Consider the following 17,496-nt stretch of genomic DNA (forward strand, 5'->3'; position numbering starts at 1 on the left):
AGCTCGAAACGGGATATGGTTTCCCAAATGAGCCTGTTCCGGAAACTGCATCCCAGAATAGGCGCTCAAACTGGGATGATATTTCCCCAGCGAATCCCGCGAAGAGCTACAGGTAGTCATTGGGGACGTTCTTAAATGACTAGTCGTTTGAGAACGTCGCAGGCGACTAGTTGCCTTTGTGGAAAAGGCCTTTGATAACGGAGGGGATGCTCTTGGCGCCCTTGGCCGTCACATCGATAAAGTCGGGCGAACGCACAAGCTTATCCTCGTCGACGTACTTGCGAACTGCACGAAGCGTCTCTTTGTCGTCGCGCGTCGAAAACGTAAAGTGGCCGTTATCCTTGGTAAAGATAGCAAAACGCGTGATCTTCTTAGTGCCGCGCAAAACCTCGGCGGCAATATAGTCGACCTCGTCCCACGGAATTTGAATAAAATCCTCGGGATTGCGCTCGTTGTAATACTCGAACGCCTTATTGCCCACCATCACGTTACCGTGGCTGGTAAGCCCCATCAGGCAGGTTGCCGGTGTTGCCAGATCGACCGTGCTGTTCTGAGATTGCGCCATGCGCGCCTCGCCCTCCAAATAAAACAATCGGACCGCATCCAGTGTACCCACCGGGTGCGGTCCGTTTCAATGGCTCAAAAGCCCTTGCCTAGCAACTCTCGGTCTTAAGCCGAAGCGCGCTTACATGAAGCCGCAAACGCGACCGATGATACCGACGGCGAAGAGAGCCAGGATGATGACGATCGGGCTGACCTTCTTCTTGAGCAGCTTGCAGACGAACAGCGTCAGGCACACGGCAGCAAGGCCGGGGATGAGCTGATCGAGGTTAGCCTGAAGCGTAGTGACCTTCACCTGATCAAGAGCGGTAGCACCGACGGAGTTATACATCGTCAGCGCTTCCTTGATGCCCTCGGCACCGGAAGGCAGGTTAGCCCAGTCAATGAAGGCGCCGGCAGACTGCGTGACCTTGGAGACGACCGGGGTGAAGGAGATGGACACCCAGCGCTCGACCAGGGCGCCGATGATGAACATACCCAGGATGGAAGCACCCTCGGTGACCTTGCCCATCAGACCGCCGGAGAGGTCCTTGGCGATGGAAGATCCGACCTTATAGCCAAACTCCTGCGTGTACCACAGGAAGGCGTAACGGATGATGTTCCACGCGAAGAAAAACAGCAGCGGACCGGCGATGCTGCCGGACAGGGCCAGGGAAGCGCCCAGAGCGCCCAGGATCGGGCGAAGGGTGAACCAGAAGGCGGGGTCGCCGACGCCGGCGAGCGGGCCCATCATACCGACCTTGACGCCCTGAATGGCGACGTCATCGATCGGTGCACCGTTGGCGCGCTCCTCCTCGAGAGCGAGGGTAACGCCAATGACGGGGGCGGAAACATAGGGATGGGTGTTATAGAACTCCAGGTGGCGCTTAAGCGCGGAAATCTGGTCGTCCTTGCTGGTGTAGAGCTTCTTGATCGCAGGGATCATTGCGAAGCACCAGCCGCCATTCTGCATACGCTCGTAGTTCCACGAGCCCTGAAGGAACTGATGACGGAAGCAAACCTTCTTGCGGTCAGCCTTGGTGAGCTGAATCTTGTTCTCTGCCATATGTATCACTCCCCTCCTACTCGTAATCGTTCAGAATGTCGCCGAGCGGGTCACCGGAGCCACCGCCCATGCCGCCACCCTGCTTGGCCAGATCCTTGAGGCCAAGGTAGATGAGGGCAAGGGAGATGCCGATGAGGCCAAGAGCGATCAGCGTGAGCTGAGGGATGGCAGCAAGGACAAAGCCGAGGATGAAGAACGGCCAGGTCTCCTTGGTGGCCATCATGTTGATGACCATGGCGTAACCGACGGAGGCGACCATGCCGCCGCCGACAGCCATGCCGCCGGACAGCCAGTCGGGCATAGCGTTAAGCGCGTTGGTAACCGCCTCGGCCGGGATGATGCACAGAAGTACTGCCGGGATGGCGATACGAAGGCCCTGCATGAGGATGGCGGCGTACTGCCAGCGCTCGATGCCGGAGAAGTCGCCCTTCTCGGCGCAACCGTCCATGGCGTGAGCGATAGCGGTAGCCAGGGTACGGCAGATCATGGTCAGGAACAGACCAGCGACCGACAGCGGGACTGCGACGGCGATGGCGGCGGTAACGGCCTTGGCCGAATCGGTGGCGCCACCGTTGAGGGCGAGCACCATGATAATCGAAGAAGCGACCGAGGCCAGAGCGGCGTCAGGCGCGACGGCAGCGCCGACGTTAGCCCAGCCAAGGGCCATCATCTGGAGCGAACCGCCCAGGAGGATGCCCTCCTGAAGGTGACCGGTTACGAGACCGATAAGCGTGCATGCCACGAGCGGCTGATGGAACTGGAACTCATCCAGAATGCCTTCCATACCGGCAAGCAACGCGACAATCGCAACAAGCAGAATAGTGATTGCAGACATGTATCGGACCCTCCTTTACTATGCTTGAGCGGCCAGTTCGGCCTTAGCTTTCTTCAACATGGCGTCGAGATCCTCGGAGGAATCCGAAGGAACCTTGCGGACCTCGAACTTGACGCCCTTGGCCTTGAGGGCCTCGAGAGTCTTAACGTCGTCATCGCCCATAGCGACGGCGTTGGTGACGACGACCTTGCCCTTGGAGTGAGCCATGGAACCGATGTTGACTTCCTTGATGTCGACGCCGGCCTCGATAGCCTTGAGCAGATCCTGCGGGTTCTCAAAGAGCAGCATGGCCTTGGTGTCACCAAAGCGCGTGTCCTTGACAACCTCGGCCATCTTCTTGATGGGCACGACGTTGGCATGGACTCCCGGAGGGGCAGCCTGCTCGATCATGGTCTTGCGGAGCTCGTCGTGAGCAACGCCGTCGGAAACCACGATGATGCGGTTGGGGTTGATCTGCTTGGTCCACGTGGTGGCCACCTGACCATGCAGCAGACGGGTGTCGATACGGACGTGGGCGATCTTGATGTGCCCATCGCCGATGACCGTTCCCGGAGGGATGGCGCCTGCAGGAGCAGCGGCGGCCGTGGCCGGCTTCTTCTCCTCGGGCTCCAGAGACTCGGGCTTGACGCGCACGCCAGCCTTAGCCTCAGTCACGAGATGTTTTGCGATCGCATGTGCAGTGTTCTTTGCGTCAAAGCGCTGCGAATATGCCTCGATGAGCATAGGCAGGTTGACACCGGTGACGATAGCCCAGGAATCGTGGCCCTCGATGAGACCGCTGATCTGGTTGAACGGCGTGCCGCCCCACAGATCAACGAGGAAGAGCACCTGCTCCTGGTCCTCGAAGGAAGCGATTGCTTCCTCGACCTTGGCACGGAAGTCGTCGGGGCCCATGCTCGGCTCGAGCGAGACCACGGCCACAGACGGCTGATCGCCAAAGACCATCGAGCCCGTCTGCTTGATTCCGGCTGCCAAGTCCCCGTGGCTAGCAAGAACAATACTTACCATCACATAACCTCCTCTTTGTCTACGTATTTCCTACACGACATGAAAGGAGTATACCTGTTCGTCCTGTAAAATTATAGAGAAAAATGCGAATGATTGGATAATTTGTTTAAACGTCTAGGTTTGTTACAAGTTGATTACGTTACTGCTTTTTGACGGATTACACGCCAAGACGTCACTTATCAAGCCATCCATTTTACAGATACAAGCAGGCTGGTCATTAATATCGATTTTAGGCAAGCGCGAATGCGCTTGTACTGCAGTTATTTTGTTTAAACAGACATAACTTGACTATTAGCGTGACTTATGCACTAACGTAAGTAGTCGTTGGGGACGTTCTTAAACGACTAGTCAAACAAGAACGTCCCCAACGACTAGGGGCTAGACGATGTGGAGGGGGTTGGCAGCGTCGACGGCATCGGGGGCGTCGGAGAGGCCGTCGGGAGCAGCATCTGGCGGGTCCTCGTCGGGGGTCTCAATCTGCTTGATCATGACCTCCTGGCCCTGCAGCAGGTATGTCTCGCCGCTACCGCAATGGGGACAGATCTTGCCGTGCTCGACCGTCGCATAGTCGCGGCCGCACGCCTCGCAATGCGTCACGGCCTCGACAGGCTCCACGATAAGCTCCGCGCCCTCGGTGATAGGCTTTTTATCTGCCGCCCAGCGCCAAGCGTCGAGCAGCAAGTCGGGAACGACGCCCGAGACCTCGCCCAGCAGCAGCGTGACGCTCGAAACGCGACTCACGCCATTGGCGCGCGCCACGTTCTCGACATCGCGAATAATGTGATAGACGATTCCCAATTCATGCAAGGTAGAAACCTTTCAGCAACGGTTGATGCGATGTCAGCCAAACGTCAGCGAGCGACGATCCAGGTGCCCCAGGTTGCCCCGAAACAAGGCGTCCGCTGGGCTTTTTGCCCGCGGCGCCGCAGTTGAGGGGCAAGATGGGGTATCTGGGCGCCGCGCAGCGTCGGCAGTGCCGCCGTTCGTTAGAACGGCGGAACCTCATTACTTCTTCCCGAATTTGATCTTGATGGCACGCTTGAGCGCGTACTTGCCCAAGCTGGGGAGCTTTTGCTCGTATTTGACCATCGTGGAGCACTCGGGGCGGTCGCGATCCAGGTGGATGGCGTCGAACGCGCACTTGGTGGTGCACAGACCGCAGCCGATACACTTGTTGGGGTCGACGACCGAGGCGCCGCAGCCCAGACAACGGGCGGTCTCGGCGCGCACCTGCTCTTCGGTAAAGGTCTCGACGTACTCACTAAACGGCGAGGCCTTCTCGCGCTCGCGGTCGACATGTGCCACCTCGCGGCTCGCGTTATCGTAGCTCTCGATCACGACATCGTCGCGGTCGAGCGCGATGTAGCGGCGCTGGTTGCGGCCGATGGTGAGCGTGGAGCCCGGTTGCACAAAGCGGTGGATGGACACGGCGGCCTCGTGACCGGCAGCGATGGCGTTGATGGCAAAGCTCGGACCGGTGTAGACGTCGCCGCCCACAAAGATGTCGGGCTCAGCGGTCTGGTAGGTCTGAGGATCGGCAAGGGCACCCTGGCCGCGGCCAAGCTCCACCTTGGAGCCAGCCAGCAGGTCGCCCCACACGATGGACTGACCGATCGACATGACCACGCGGTCGGCGTCGACACGACGCAGGTCGTTCTCGTCGTACTCGGGCGCAAAACGGCCCTCGTCGTCAAAGACACGCGTGCAGCGCTTGAAGGTGATACCGCACACACGACCGGCCTCGTCCAGATGGACCTCCTTGGGGCCCCAGCCGCAGCTGATGTGGGCGCCGTCCTCAACGGCCTCGCGACGCTCCTCCTCGCTGGCGGGCATCTGGGCCTCGCTCTCCAGGCAGAATATCTCAACGTGCTCGGAACCCAGACGGCAGGCGTTGCGCGCGACGTCGATAGCCACGTTGCCGCCGCCCACCACGATGGTGCGGCCGGACAGCGCGTCGATCTTGCCACTGTTGACCTTGCGCAAAAAGTCGACGGCCACGGTCACGTCCTCGGCATCCTCGCCCGGAATACCGGCGAGGCGGCCGCCCTGGCAGCCGATGGCAACATAAAAGGCCTTAAAGCCCTGCTCGCGCAGCTCGTCAAGCGTCACATCGCGACCGACCTCCACGCCATAGCGGAACTCGGCGCCCATCAGGCGAATGACCTCGACCTCGGCCTCGATAACATCCTTCTGCAGCTTAAAGCTGGGAATGCCATAGGTGAGCATGCCGCCCGGGCGCTCGTTCTTCTCGAACACGACGGGCTTGTAGCCCTTCTCGGCCAGGTAGAAAGCGCAGGACAGGCCGGCCGGACCGGCACCGATGATGGCGATCTTCTGATCGAAGCCGCCGGCACGCGTCGGGGTCACCACAGGTGGGACATAGCGGGTCGCGGCATCCAGATCGCGCTGGGCGATAAACTTCTTGACCTCGTCGATGGCCACGGCCTCGTCCACGCGACCGCGGGTGCAGGCATCCTCGCAGCGGCGATTGCACACACGGCCGCAGATAGCGGGCAGCGGGTTCTCGCGCTTGATGAGCGCTAGCGCCTCGTCATAGCGGCCCTGCGCCGCGAGCTTCAGATAGCCCTGAACGGCAATGTGCGCGGGGCAGGCCGTCTTACAGGGCGCGGTGCCGGAATCGTGTGTCTCGATGCGGTTGTCGTTGCGGTAGTTGGGCGACCACTTGGTGTGGTCCCACTTGGTGGCATCGGGCAGCTCCTGGCGAGGATACTCGGGCACCTGTCCGCCGGCCTTTTTGCTGCAGAGCTTCTGGCCGAGCTTGACGGCACCGGCCGGGCACACCTCAACGCAGCGACCGCAGGCCACGCACTTGTCCTTCTCGACTTTGGCGACATAGGCCGAGCGCGACAGGTTGGGCGTGTTGAACAGCTGCGAGGTGCGCAGGGCGTAGCACACGTTGACGTTGCAGTTGCAGATGGCGAAGATCTTGTTCTCGCCGTCGATATTGGTGATCTGGTGCACAAAGCCGTTGTCCTCGGCCTGGCGCAAGATGTCATAGACCTCCTCACGCGTCACATAATGGCCGCGGTCGGTCTCAACCACATAGTCGGCCATATCGCCCACGGCAATGCACCAGTCGGCAGGGTCGTCGGCGCAGCCCTCGCCCATCACACGACGGCTCGCGCGGCAGCTGCAGGTGCTGGCGGCATATTTGCCCTCGTATTTGTCGAGCCAATGCTCGATATGCTCGATCGGCACCGAGGTGCTCGAAGCATCGATAGCCTTCTCGACCGGAATGACGTGCATGCCGATGCCGGCGCCTCCGGGCGGCACCATCGGCGTGGCTTTGGACAGCGGCCCCTTGGACGCCTGCTCAAAGAACTTGGCATAGACCGGATGCTCCTCGAGCTGGTTCACGCGCATGTTGAGGAACTCGGCGGAACCCGGTACCAGCATGGGCAGCACCCACTGCTTGGCGCGCTCGGGATTTTCCCAGTTGTACTCGAGCAGACCCGTGTAGCTCATGTCGTCGAGCATCTTCTCGATCTGGGCCTCGGGCATGCCGGTGAGCTTGACCATCTCGGGCAGCGTATAGGGACGGCGCATCTTCATCTTGCAGAGCACTTCGGCCTGCTCGTCGGTTGCGGCCTCGGCAAACGACCAGTACTCGTAGCCCAGCAGCTCGTCGCGATGCAGCAGACGGTTGGTGCAATGCTCGCACAGCTTGACAATGGCCTCGCGCGGATGCTCCGGCAGCGGCGGCACGAACTCCGAACCGATGTCGGGCTCGGTGTAGCTAATTCCCGGTCCGTTGAGAATCATGGTTGTCCCTTCTCTTGCCGCAGCCCGACGAGGCCGCAGCGCCCCTCTTTTTTGCAGGCCGGGCATGCCCCCATGCCGTTCACCCGCCATTGTTGACATTATGTCAAAAATAGTATTGACGAACCGTCAACAATATTCAAGACTATTAGGCGAACGGTCGGGCCCAAACGGATGAAAGGCGGCAAGCGCATGAGCGATAACGCAGCGAGCACCCCTGTGGCCGACGCCGTCCCCACGCCCGACAGCGCGGCAAAGCGCCTGACAGGTGACGAGCGCCGTCGCGAGATTCTCGCCGCCGTGCGCGCCGTGAGCTCCGAGCTGGGCGTGTCCCATCTATCCGTCTCGGCCGTGACCAAGCGAGCCGGCTGCACGCGCTCGCTGTTCTACCACTACTTCGTCGACATGGACGCCGCCGTCACCGCCGTCATGGACGAGGCAATCGACGGTTTTATCTCCGAGCTCGAGCAGTGGAATGCCAGCCGCATCGTCGGTGATATCGAGGGCGCACTCGACACCGTCGCCCCGCTCTTTAAGCGCCTGGTTGTGAGCGGCCACGAGCTGCCGAGCACGCTCATCTCGAGCAGCGGCGCGCTCTACGGCGGCTTTCTGCACAACGTGGTCCAGCGCGTGGCGCAATACATCTGCGACACCACCGTGGTGGACTTTGTCGCCCATCATGACCTGCGCATCGACCATGTCTACGAGACGTTTTACACCCTCATCATGGGGCTGTTGATGTACATCCGCACGCACCCCGATGTGCCCGACGAGACGGTTAAGGAGATTATCGCCTCGACACTCCACATCGAGGGCTACACCGCCAAGTATTCCGAGCGCAAGCCCAGGAACTGATGACATTTGGCCAAACTGCCCGCGACGGAAGAGGGGCCGCGGGCGTATGAAAGGAGAGCAGCATGCTGTTCGATGTTTGGGGTAGCGATACCCTTATCCACTGGGCCGGCTGGGCGATGGTCTTTATCGGCTTGATCGTACTCAACGAGGTCGGCCGCCGTACCAAGCTCGGCGCGGCCATCATCTTTGGCGTGGCTCCGCTGGCCATGACCATCTACTGCATCGCCATCGCCGTCGGCGTTTCGCAGGGTGCCGAGTGGGCGCTCACCAACCCCACCCATGTATACCAGAACAGCTGGTTCCATTACGCCAAGGTATACGCGGCGCTGGCCGGCTGCTGGGGCTTCATTGCCATTAAGTACCAGTGGGGCAAGATCGGCAAGGCGCATTGGTTCCGCGCATGGCCGTTTGTGATCGTCGCCATCAACATCTTGATCGCCGTCGTGTCCGACTTTGAGAGCGCCTATCACTTCTTTGTCCTGGGCGAGTCCACCTGGGTCACCTCCGAAGGTGCTACGCAGCTGGCCGGCTGGAACAACGTGTTCAACGGCATCGCGGGCATCATCAACATCTTCTGTATGACCGGTTGGTGGAGCGTCTACGCCTCCGAGGACAAGACCGACATGCTGTGGCCCGACATGACCTGGGTCTACATCATCGCCTACGATATCTGGAACTTCTGCTACACCTACAACTGCCTGCCCACCCACTCCTGGTTCTGCGGCTTTGCGCTGCTGCTGGCGCCCACCGTCGCCGCCTTTATCTGGAACAAGGGCGGCTGGATCCAGAACCGCGCCTTTACGCTGGCCATTTGGTGCATGTTTGCCCAGGTGTTCCCCTACTTCCAGGAGGAGTCCATCTTTGTGACGCACTCCACGCTCGACCCCAACGCCGCCACCGCGGTCTCGATCGTCGCGCTGGTCGCCAACATCGCCGCGATCATCTACGTCGCCTACCGTGCCAAGAAGCTCGGCCGCAACCCCTACAAGCAGGATGTCTTTGAGGGCACCAGCGATTGGGAGAAGGCCACTGCCCGTCGCGCCAAGGTTGATTACGCGCACGCCGAGTAACGCGCCTGACGCAAACACCACTTGAGCACGAAGCGGCATAGCCGGCTCCGCGCAACTCAACGCACTGCAGAGCCCCCGAAACGTGATTCGTTCGCGTTCCGGGGGCCTTTTGCTGCCGCGAGGATGCGGCTGAACGATACGCTCGGGTTAAATCGGATCTTAAATTTCGCATGCGCTTTATATGAATCCATTTTTGGGTACAGTGTTGAGCCGATATTGCATTGGGGGATATATGAGCGATGAGACACGTGGCCGCGAGGATGCGGCCCAGGATGCGGAAGCATGTGCCGAGGCCCTGGAGAGCCTTGACCGGATTGCGCTAGACGAGCTCTCATTGAGCGATTTGGCCGTCGACGCGCAGGACGAGGTGCGCGAAGGCACTGAGGACGAAGGCAGCGACGCCAAAGACGCTTCTGACGAGGCCGAAGCCGAAGAGGACGATAGCAAGGACGACGTCCAGTCGGAATCCGCCTCGGGAGAAGAGACCGCCCTGCTTGGCAGCTTGCCTGCCGATGACTCGCTCACCCGCGAGCTTCCTGGCCTGGGTTCTGCGCCGGCCGTCGACGAGACCATCGCCATGGGCGATATTCCCCTGCCGTCCGTTCCCTCGGCACGCGAAGCCGAGGCTCGCCATCACAAGATGTCGCCCAAGCGACGCAATTTGATGGTTGCCGGCGTCGTTGCCGCCGCGCTCGTTGCCGGCGGCGCGGGCTATGCCGCTTGGAACGGATACCAACAAGAACAGGCTGCCGTCGCTGCCGTCAACGCCCACACCATGATGTCGGTGCAGATTGGCGTACATGCCGCAGGGCTCGACTGTTCCACCGGCTCCAAGATTCCCGTGCAGGTGAGCGGGCAAGACTCTGACGGCTCCTCCGTGAGCGAGACGCTCTATGTTGATGAGCACGGTCGCGGTATTAAGCTGCTGCCTGGCGACTATACGCTCTCCATCGCTGGGTCCCCCATCGCAGCTGACGGTACCATTTACACCGTGCCGACCACCAAGGCGCAGGTTAGCGTAAAGAGCGACGGGCAGGACCTGAGCGCTCAGGCATCCTTTAAGCTTAAGGTACCTTCGGCAGACACGGTGACCGACGACCAGATCGATGCCGCGGCCAAGTACGCCGAGGAGGGCGGCGCGAGCTCTGCCGCGGTCGCAAAGGTGCTCCAGCAGGCGGCAACCGCGCGCCGTGACGCCGCCGTCAATGCCATGAGTTCCCGCGAGGCGCAGGCGGCCCGCGACGCCGATGCTCGGCATAAGGCAACGAACCTGTATCAGCTCGATATTCCCGTTGAGTGGTACGGCAAAGTCGCGACTTGGCAAAACGGCAATACGTTGTGCATCTATCTTGCCAGCGACAGCAATACGCCGATCGTGACGCTTGTCGCAGTGCGCGACGGCGAGAGCTTTACGCCCGATAAGGGCGATACGGTTTTAGGTGCGGCAAGCCTTGGCAACGGCTACACGGTCTACGCCAGCGGCCCCGTCTATCCGTATGTGGTGCCCCAGACCATCAACGGGCGCACGCAAGACCCCGTGTCGACCTACCCCATGGACACGGCCATTGAGCTTGTCGAGCTTACAACCGGCAACCGCTATACCTATAGCCAGATCAAGAACGTACTGGTCGGCAAAGACGGCAAGGCCGACGCTGCCACCAAACTCGAGACCGACTACCTCGCCCAGATTCTGATGCCAAGCATCAAGGCCCAAGACTAGCCGTCCGCAGCGAGGGTAGCTAATTTGGGACGGGGCTTTTTTAGCTGCCCCGACCGTTAATCGACTAAACCAGCACATTACCAGCCGGGGCAGCTAAAAAAGCCCCGTCCCAAATTAGCTACCCTGCAGGAGTTAGCGCCACGGATCGGCTTCGAACATCGGCTCGCGCTCGGGGCGGCGATCGCTGTAGGGATCGTAGCCGTCGTCGTCCTCGTTCTCGGCACGGATGTAGGGGTCGCGCGGCTTGGGTGCCGGCTTGGGCGAAGGCTTGGGTGCGGCGGGCGCTGGCTCAGGCGCCGGTGCGTTCGTATCGTTCTCGTCTTTCATCTGCGTAGCTCCTTGCCATGTACTCATGTTCAACATCATCGATTGTCGCACGAAAAAGGGCGGCGGACCCAATTGGATCCGCCGCCCTTGGCGTTTGGCTCAAAAGGTAGATTTTAAGACATGGCCCAACAATCTACTCGGCGTCGGGCACCTCGTAGGTGGCAGACGGCGTGTTATCGCACACGACGGTAAAGGCACCGTCCTTGTCGACGTCAACCGTCACCTGATCGCCCTCGCGCACCGTACCGTCGATGATAGCGGCGGCGATGGCGTCCACGACCTCGCGCTGCACCAGACGCTTGAGCGGACGGGCACCAAAGACCGGGTCCAGACCGCCCACGGCGAGCATCTGCTTGGCCGCCGGGGTGATGGCAAGCGTCATGCGCTCCTTGGCCAGACGTGCGCGGACGTCGGCGAGCTGAATATCGACGATCTTTTCGATCTGCGCCATGCCGAGCGGATGGAACACCACGATATCGTCGATACGGTTGAGGAACTCGGGGCGGAAAGTCTGAGCCATGGCCGCGTCGACCTGATGGCGCATCTCCTCCTCGTCCTTGCCCGAAAGATCGGCGATAGCCTTGGAGCCCACGTTGGACGTCATGATGATGATCGTGTTCTTGAAGGACACCTGACGACCCTGACCATCGGTCAGACGACCGTCGTCGAGCACCTGCAGCAGCACGTTGAAGACATCCGGGTGAGCCTTCTCCATCTCGTCGAGCAAGATCACGGAGTACGGGCGACGGCGCACGGCCTCGGTGAGCTGTCCACCCTCGTCGTAGCCCACGTATCCCGGGGGCGCACCGATCAGACGCTGAACGCTGAACTTCTCCATGTACTCGGACATGTCGATACGCACGAGTGCGCGCTCGTCATCGAACAGGCACTCGGCCAGCGCCTTGGCGAGTTCGGTCTTGCCCACACCGGTGGGGCCCAGGAAGAAGAAGCTGCCGATGGGCTTGTCCGGATCGGAGAGGCCCGCACGGCTACGGCGCACGGCCGCGGCGACGGCGGAGACGGCCTCATCCTGGCCGATGACGCGCTTATGCAGCTCGCCTTCCAAGCCCTTCAGCTTGTCGAGCTCACCCTGCATCATCTTGGAGACGGGCACACCGGTCCAGGCGCTCACGACCTCGGCGATCTCGTCGGAGGTCACCTGCTCGTTGAGGCCTTCACCGTCCTGCTGCTTTTGTGCCTCGAGCGCGGCCTCGGAATCCTGAATCTGCTGTTGCAGACCCGGAATCACGGAGTAACGCAGCTCGGACGCACGGCCCAAGTCTCCGTTGCGCGTCGCACGTTCCTCTTCGCTCTTGGCCTCATCGAGCTGGCCCTTGAGCTCCTGCACATGGTCGATGGCGTTCTTTTGGTTGAGCCAACCGGCCTTTTGCACGTTGAGCTTTTCTTGAACCTCGGCAATCTCCTGGCGCAGGGTCTCCAGACGCTCCTTGGAGGCGTCGTCGGTCTCCTTCATGAGCGCCTGTTCCTCGATCTGCAGCTGGGTGAGCTGACGCGTGGTGGCGTCGATCTCGACCGGCATGCTGTCGAGCTCCATGCGCAGGCGGCTTGCGGCCTCATCGACCAGGTCGATGGCCTTGTCGGGCAGGAAGCGGTCGGCGATGTAACGATCGGAAAGATCGGCGGCGGCCACGAGCGCGCTATCGGTAATGTGCACGCCGTGGAAGATCTCGTACTTCTCCTTGAGGCCACGCAGAATCGAGATGGTGTCCTCGACGGTAGGCTCGGAGACCATCACGGTCTGGAAACGACGGGCGAGCGCTGCGTCCTTCTCGATGTACTTGCGGTATTCGTCGAGCGTGGTCGCACCGATCGCGTGCAGGTCGCCGCGGGCGAGCGCCGGTTTGAGGATGTTGCCGGCGTCCATGGAGCCCTCGGTGGCACCCGCGCCCACAATGGTGTGGAGCTCATCGATGAACAGGATGACCTTGCCTTCGGACTTCTGCACTTCCTTGAGCACGGCCTTCAAGCGGTCCTCGAACTCGCCGCGGTACTTGGCACCGGCGACCAGCGCGCTCATGTCGAGCTCGATGAGGTCGCGGTCGCGCAGCGTGCTCGGCACGTCGCCGGCCACGATACGCTGGGCGATGCCCTCGACGATGGCCGTTTTACCGACACCCGGCTCACCGATGAGCACAGGGTTGTTCTTGGTGCGACGGGACAGGACCTGGATAGTACGACGGATCTCGTCGGTACGGCCGATAACCGGATCGAGCTTGCCGGCACGGGCCAGGTCGCAGATGTTGCGGCCGTACTGCTCCAGTGCCTCAAACTGGGTCTTGTCCTCGGCGGACGTCACGCGGTCATCGCCGCGCAGCTCCTCGTAGACCTGCTCGATACGCTCCTTGGTAACGCCGGCATCGCGCAGCACGCGGCCCGCCTCACCTTTGTCCTCGGCAAGCGCCATCAGCAGATGCTCGGTCACTACAAAGCTGTCGCCCATCTTGGTGGCCTTTTTCTCGGCCTTCTCGATGACACGGACGAGCTCGTTGGACAGGCCCATCTGCTGGCCCTCGCCCGAAACCTTGGGTGCGCGGTCGATGGCATCTTGCGTGGAGTGTGCAAGCTGGGCTGCGTCGGCGCCGATGCGCTCGATAATCACGGAGATATTGCGCTCGCCGGCACCGAGCAGGGCGGACAGCAGGTGAATCGGCTCCACCGCGCCGGCCTGCGCGTCGGCAGCCGTGCTCATGGCGGTCTGCAACGCCTCGCGCGACGTCATTGCTAGCTTATCGATTCTCATGGAATCACCTCTCTTGGGGCGGCCGCCCTACGGGGCGGCTTCACGTTGTCCGAGAAGTATTGTTGCCAGCTTTGTACGATCTTATACACAAATCTAAGTCTCTATATATAAGATTTTCTGAGTGATTAAGCGATAGGGAGCAGGCACGCTCACCCGCTGCGGACTTGTCCCCTTACTATCTCAATCTGTAACATCTAGCGACTGTTTATGGCTCCAGATGTTACAAATCAAGATGAAATGGCCAGCGGCACCCGTTTGTCTCAATCTGTAACATCTACTCGGCAAATAGAGCTCTATCTGTTACAAATCGAGACGAACAGAAGACACCCGAATCGAAAATCTAAATCTGTAACACCAGGCCCACTTTTAGCAGCCAAGATGTTACAGATCGAGACAAACCGAGAACCGCCACAAAGGTGCCTGTCCCCTTTGTGGCGGTTTTCGACAAAAAAGAAGCCGCCCCATTAACAGAGGCGGCATCAAGCAAGTCTATTTATTAGCGTCCCTCAAGACCCAACGAGAACGTCGCGGTAGCCCCTGCCACACCTTTCCCTCGGGCGACCCTCGCGAAGCGCGTGAGCGGGCGGGAAAGGATAAGCCCCGGGCGGACAATTAAGTGCGTTACTCGACAGCGGCCTTGAACTTGTTGTAGTTGATCAGGCAGCCGGCCTTGACGATGGCACGCTCCTCAGCCGTCATATCGGCAATGTAGAGCTCAATCTGCTCGACCGCACCATCGGCGCGCACCACGTAGGCGGCGATGTCCTTTAGGTCGCCGTCGAGCGCAGCGCGGATACCCGGCACAAAGACGTAGTCGCCCACCTCAAAGTTGGGCTCGGCCTCCATCTGGAAGGGCACCATGCCCCAGTTCATCACGTTGGAGCGATAGCGCTTGGTGGCGTACTCGTGGACGATGTTGGCCAGACCACCAATCACGCGCTGGCAGCTCGCGGCCTGCTCGCGGGCAGAACCGTCACCGGGCTTCTTGGCATAGAGCATGGAGCCGTACTCGGTCGCCTTGGCATCTGCCGCGACGCCGGCGCCGGCCAGCGCCTCAAACACACCGGCAAGCTCGGCATCGAGTGCCGCCAGGTCGCCCGCCGCCTCGCCGGCAACGCGGCGCTTCTCCACGGCGTCGACCTCCTTGGAACGACCCACGTAGGCCGGATCGCGGCGGCTGAGCGTAAACTCTGCCAGGCCCAGCGGGTTGGAGCGGAAGGAGCTCGTCTCGCCCGAGGGAATGAGCTCGTCGGTCGTGGTGACCGGGTCCATGATCTTGGAGCACACCTTGAGCAGGATATCGTCGCCGAGAGGCTCCATCGCGGGCCACGGCTTGATGTTGGGGCCTTCGACCAGCTCGTCGGCAGGCTCTGCCTTGCCAAAGCCCCAGTACACGCGCTTTTTATACGGCGCGTCGTCAAAGGTGTACTCGCAGGCCTCGTCCCAAGTCTCCTCGGGCAGGTCGGTCGCCGGCGTCAGGACGCCTCCGTTGGCGGCCGTCGCCGCAATGGAGCGAGCGTCCATTAGGGCCACGGCGCTCAGCTGACCATTGCCCGGCTTGGAACCCTCGCGGTTGGGGAAGTTGCGCGTGGTGTGGCGGATGGACAGGCCGTTGTTGGCAGGCGTGTCGCCGGCGCCAAAGCACGGACCGCAGAACGCCGTGCGCACGATCGCGCCGGCCTCCATAAGGTCGTAGATATAGCCACGGCGCGTAAGCTCGAGCGCCACGGGCTGGCTCGTGGGATAGACCGACAGCGAGAACTCGCCGCAGCCGGTGTTGGCGCCCTTGAGCACGCGGGCAGCCTGGACCACGGAGTCGTAGTTGCCGCCCGAGCAGCCGGCGATAACGCCCTGTTGCACGTGAAGCTTGCCGTCGACGATCTTGTCGAGCAGGCTAAAGTGCGTCTTGCCCTCGCCGATCTTGGCGGCCTCGAGCTCCACCTCATGCAGGATGTCCTCGAGGTTCTCGTTGAGCTCCTCGATCTCAAAGCCGTTGGAAGGATGGAATGGCAGCGCGATCATGGGCTTGATGCCCGACAGATCGACCTCGACGCAACCGTCGTAGTAGGCGACATCGGCGGGCTTGAGCTCGCGGTAGTCGTCGCCGCGACCGTGCATGGCCAAAAACGCGTGCGTGTCCTCATCGGTGGCCCAGATGCTCGACAGGCAGGTGGTCTCGGTGGTCATGACGTCGACGCCGTTGCGGTAATCGGTCGTCATGCTCGCGATGCCGGGGCCCACAAACTCCATGACCTTGTTCTTGACATAGCCCTTGGCAAAAACGGCACGGATGATGGCGAGCGCCACGTCGTGCGGGCCGACGCCGGGACGCGGGACGCCCGTGAGGTAGATAGCGACGACGCCGGGATAGGCAACGTCGTAGGTGTCGCGCAGCAGTTGCTTTGCCAGCTCGCCGCCGCCCTCGCCCACGGCCATGGTGCCCAGGGCGCCATAGCGGGTGTGCGAGTCGGAGCCCAGGATCATCTTGCCGCAACCGGCGAAGTTCTCGCGCATAAAGGAGTGGATGACGGCGATGTGCGGCGGAACGAAGATGCCGCCGTACTTTTTGGCCGCGGAAAGGCCAAAGACGTGGTCGTCCTCGTTGATGGTGCCGCCCACGGCGCACAGCGAGTTATGGCAGTTGGTGAGCACGTAGGGCAGCGGGAACTGCTCCATGCCCGAGGCGCGCGCCGTCTGGATGATGCCGACGAAGGTGATGTCGTGGCTCGCCATGGCATCGAAGCGAATCTTGAGCGCCTCGGGGTCGCCGGACGTATTGTGTGCCTGGAGGATCGAATACGCGATGGTGCCGCGCTTGGCATCCTCGGGCGTCTGCGTAATACCGCGCTCGGCAGCCTCGGCCGCAGGCACAACCTCGCTGCCGCCGCGCAGGTAGATGCCGTCCTCGTACAGCTTGACCATACTGTCTCCCACTCTGCCCAAAAAATTTGGGCGCATAGCATGCATTCGTTCAATATCGTGCCATAGAACGGTTGCGAATGGGTTACGAATCTGCATGTTCACTTTATCTTGGTAAAGTACAGGACGAGCCCGATGTGGATCAGCAGATTTGGTGCAAGAGCGTCCCTTTCGACTAGTCATTTAAGAACGTCCCAATGACTACTCCGGCAACACCGATGTTTTGGCAACGACAGCGAGCGGGCCCCAATGACTACCAACGACTACCGCATTCGAAGCAAGGCAACGCCGCAGGTAGAGGACGGACAGCGAGCGGGCCGCATTTCCAAAGTGAGGAACGTCCCCAAGTGCCGCATCCGGACCATGGCAACGCCGCAGGTAGAGGACGGACAGACACTATGACCCAATCCGAGGGCACTAAAAAGATAGGAGCCCCCGCTCGTGACCGCGGGTCGGGGCTGCGACAATGATGTTGAAGTGCCATAGGCGCAGCCGCGCCGCAACGAGGTTGGGAGGCTCCCATGCCAAAGTATTCTACCGCGTTCGGGATGGACGTCCACCTGAGGTCGACCACCGTCTGCGCCCTCGACGCGGACACCGGCGAGGCCGTGACGA

Annotated in this window: 12 protein-coding genes; 3 read left to right on the forward strand and 9 right to left on the reverse strand. The window is 61.1% G+C overall.

Annotated features, from left to right (window positions below):
• Window positions 1-166: 166 nt before the first annotated feature.
• From ACQQ92_RS08150 to ACQQ92_RS08175, 6 genes are all read right to left on the reverse strand, one after another.
• Entirely contained in the window at window positions 167-565 is a 399-nt protein-coding gene (locus ACQQ92_RS08150; RefSeq protein ID WP_427719318.1) for a DUF956 family protein, read from the reverse strand.
• A 120-nt stretch (window positions 566-685) separates the two neighbouring features.
• A complete protein-coding gene (locus ACQQ92_RS08155) occupies window positions 686-1,606 on the reverse strand; it encodes a PTS system mannose/fructose/sorbose family transporter subunit IID (protein WP_154518429.1) in 921 nt (306 codons plus the stop codon).
• Between the two features lie 16 nt (window positions 1,607-1,622).
• Entirely contained in the window at window positions 1,623-2,441 is an 819-nt protein-coding gene (locus tag ACQQ92_RS08160) for a PTS mannose/fructose/sorbose transporter subunit IIC (protein ID WP_055285302.1), read from the reverse strand.
• Window positions 2,442-2,459: 18 nt separating this feature from the next.
• The gene (locus tag ACQQ92_RS08165; protein ID WP_154518426.1) at window positions 2,460-3,449 is read right to left on the reverse strand and encodes a PTS sugar transporter subunit IIB; all 990 of its coding nucleotides are present in this window, start codon (window positions 3,447-3,449) and stop codon (window positions 2,460-2,462) included.
• Between the two features lie 378 nt (window positions 3,450-3,827).
• Window positions 3,828-4,256 carry a hydrogenase maturation nickel metallochaperone HypA gene (locus ACQQ92_RS08170; protein ID WP_427719316.1) on the reverse strand — a complete coding sequence of 143 codons (429 nt, stop codon included), beginning with the start codon at window positions 4,254-4,256 and terminating at the stop codon, window positions 3,828-3,830.
• A 198-nt stretch (window positions 4,257-4,454) separates the two neighbouring features.
• Window positions 4,455-7,232: an FAD-dependent oxidoreductase gene (locus ACQQ92_RS08175; RefSeq protein ID WP_427796216.1), complete on the reverse strand. Its 2,778-nt coding sequence runs from the start codon at window positions 7,230-7,232 to the stop codon at window positions 4,455-4,457.
• A gap of 189 nt (window positions 7,233-7,421) precedes the next feature.
• On the opposite strand from ACQQ92_RS08175, the gene ACQQ92_RS08180 reads away from it, so the two are divergent.
• The 3 genes from ACQQ92_RS08180 to ACQQ92_RS08190 all read left to right on the forward strand — a co-directional run bounded on the left by ACQQ92_RS08180 (window position 7,422) and on the right by ACQQ92_RS08190 (window position 10,874).
• Entirely contained in the window at window positions 7,422-8,084 is a 663-nt protein-coding gene (locus tag ACQQ92_RS08180; RefSeq protein WP_427748176.1) for a TetR/AcrR family transcriptional regulator, read from the forward strand.
• Between the two features lie 62 nt (window positions 8,085-8,146).
• Window positions 8,147-9,154, forward strand: a complete 1,008-nt coding sequence (locus ACQQ92_RS08185) for a DUF5692 family protein (RefSeq protein WP_427794084.1) — start codon at window positions 8,147-8,149, stop codon at window positions 9,152-9,154.
• Window positions 9,155-9,386: 232 nt separating this feature from the next.
• On the forward strand, window positions 9,387-10,874 hold the full coding sequence (locus ACQQ92_RS08190) for a hypothetical protein (protein WP_427796217.1): 1,488 nt from the start codon (window positions 9,387-9,389) through the stop codon (window positions 10,872-10,874).
• 132 nt (window positions 10,875-11,006) lie between these two features.
• Here ACQQ92_RS08190 and ACQQ92_RS08195 read toward each other — a convergent pair whose 3' ends face one another.
• The 3 genes from ACQQ92_RS08195 to ACQQ92_RS08205 all read right to left on the reverse strand — a co-directional run bounded on the left by ACQQ92_RS08195 (window position 11,007) and on the right by ACQQ92_RS08205 (window position 16,884).
• Window positions 11,007-11,201, reverse strand: coding sequence for a hypothetical protein (locus ACQQ92_RS08195; protein WP_427796218.1), 195 nt, complete (start codon window positions 11,199-11,201; stop codon window positions 11,007-11,009).
• Window positions 11,202-11,334: 133 nt separating this feature from the next.
• Window positions 11,335-13,962 (reverse strand): ATP-dependent chaperone ClpB, encoded by a 2,628-nt coding sequence (gene clpB / locus ACQQ92_RS08200; protein WP_427727353.1) that lies wholly within the window; start codon window positions 13,960-13,962, stop codon window positions 11,335-11,337.
• A gap of 621 nt (window positions 13,963-14,583) precedes the next feature.
• Window positions 14,584-16,884, reverse strand: a complete 2,301-nt coding sequence (locus tag ACQQ92_RS08205) for a hydratase (protein ID WP_427796219.1) — start codon at window positions 16,882-16,884, stop codon at window positions 14,584-14,586.
• Between the last annotated feature and the right edge of the window lie 612 nt (window positions 16,885-17,496).

Origin of the sequence: Collinsella sp. SGI.241 (assembly GCF_050312955.1) — a bacterium.
Lineage (GTDB): Bacteria > Actinomycetota > Coriobacteriia > Coriobacteriales > Coriobacteriaceae > Collinsella.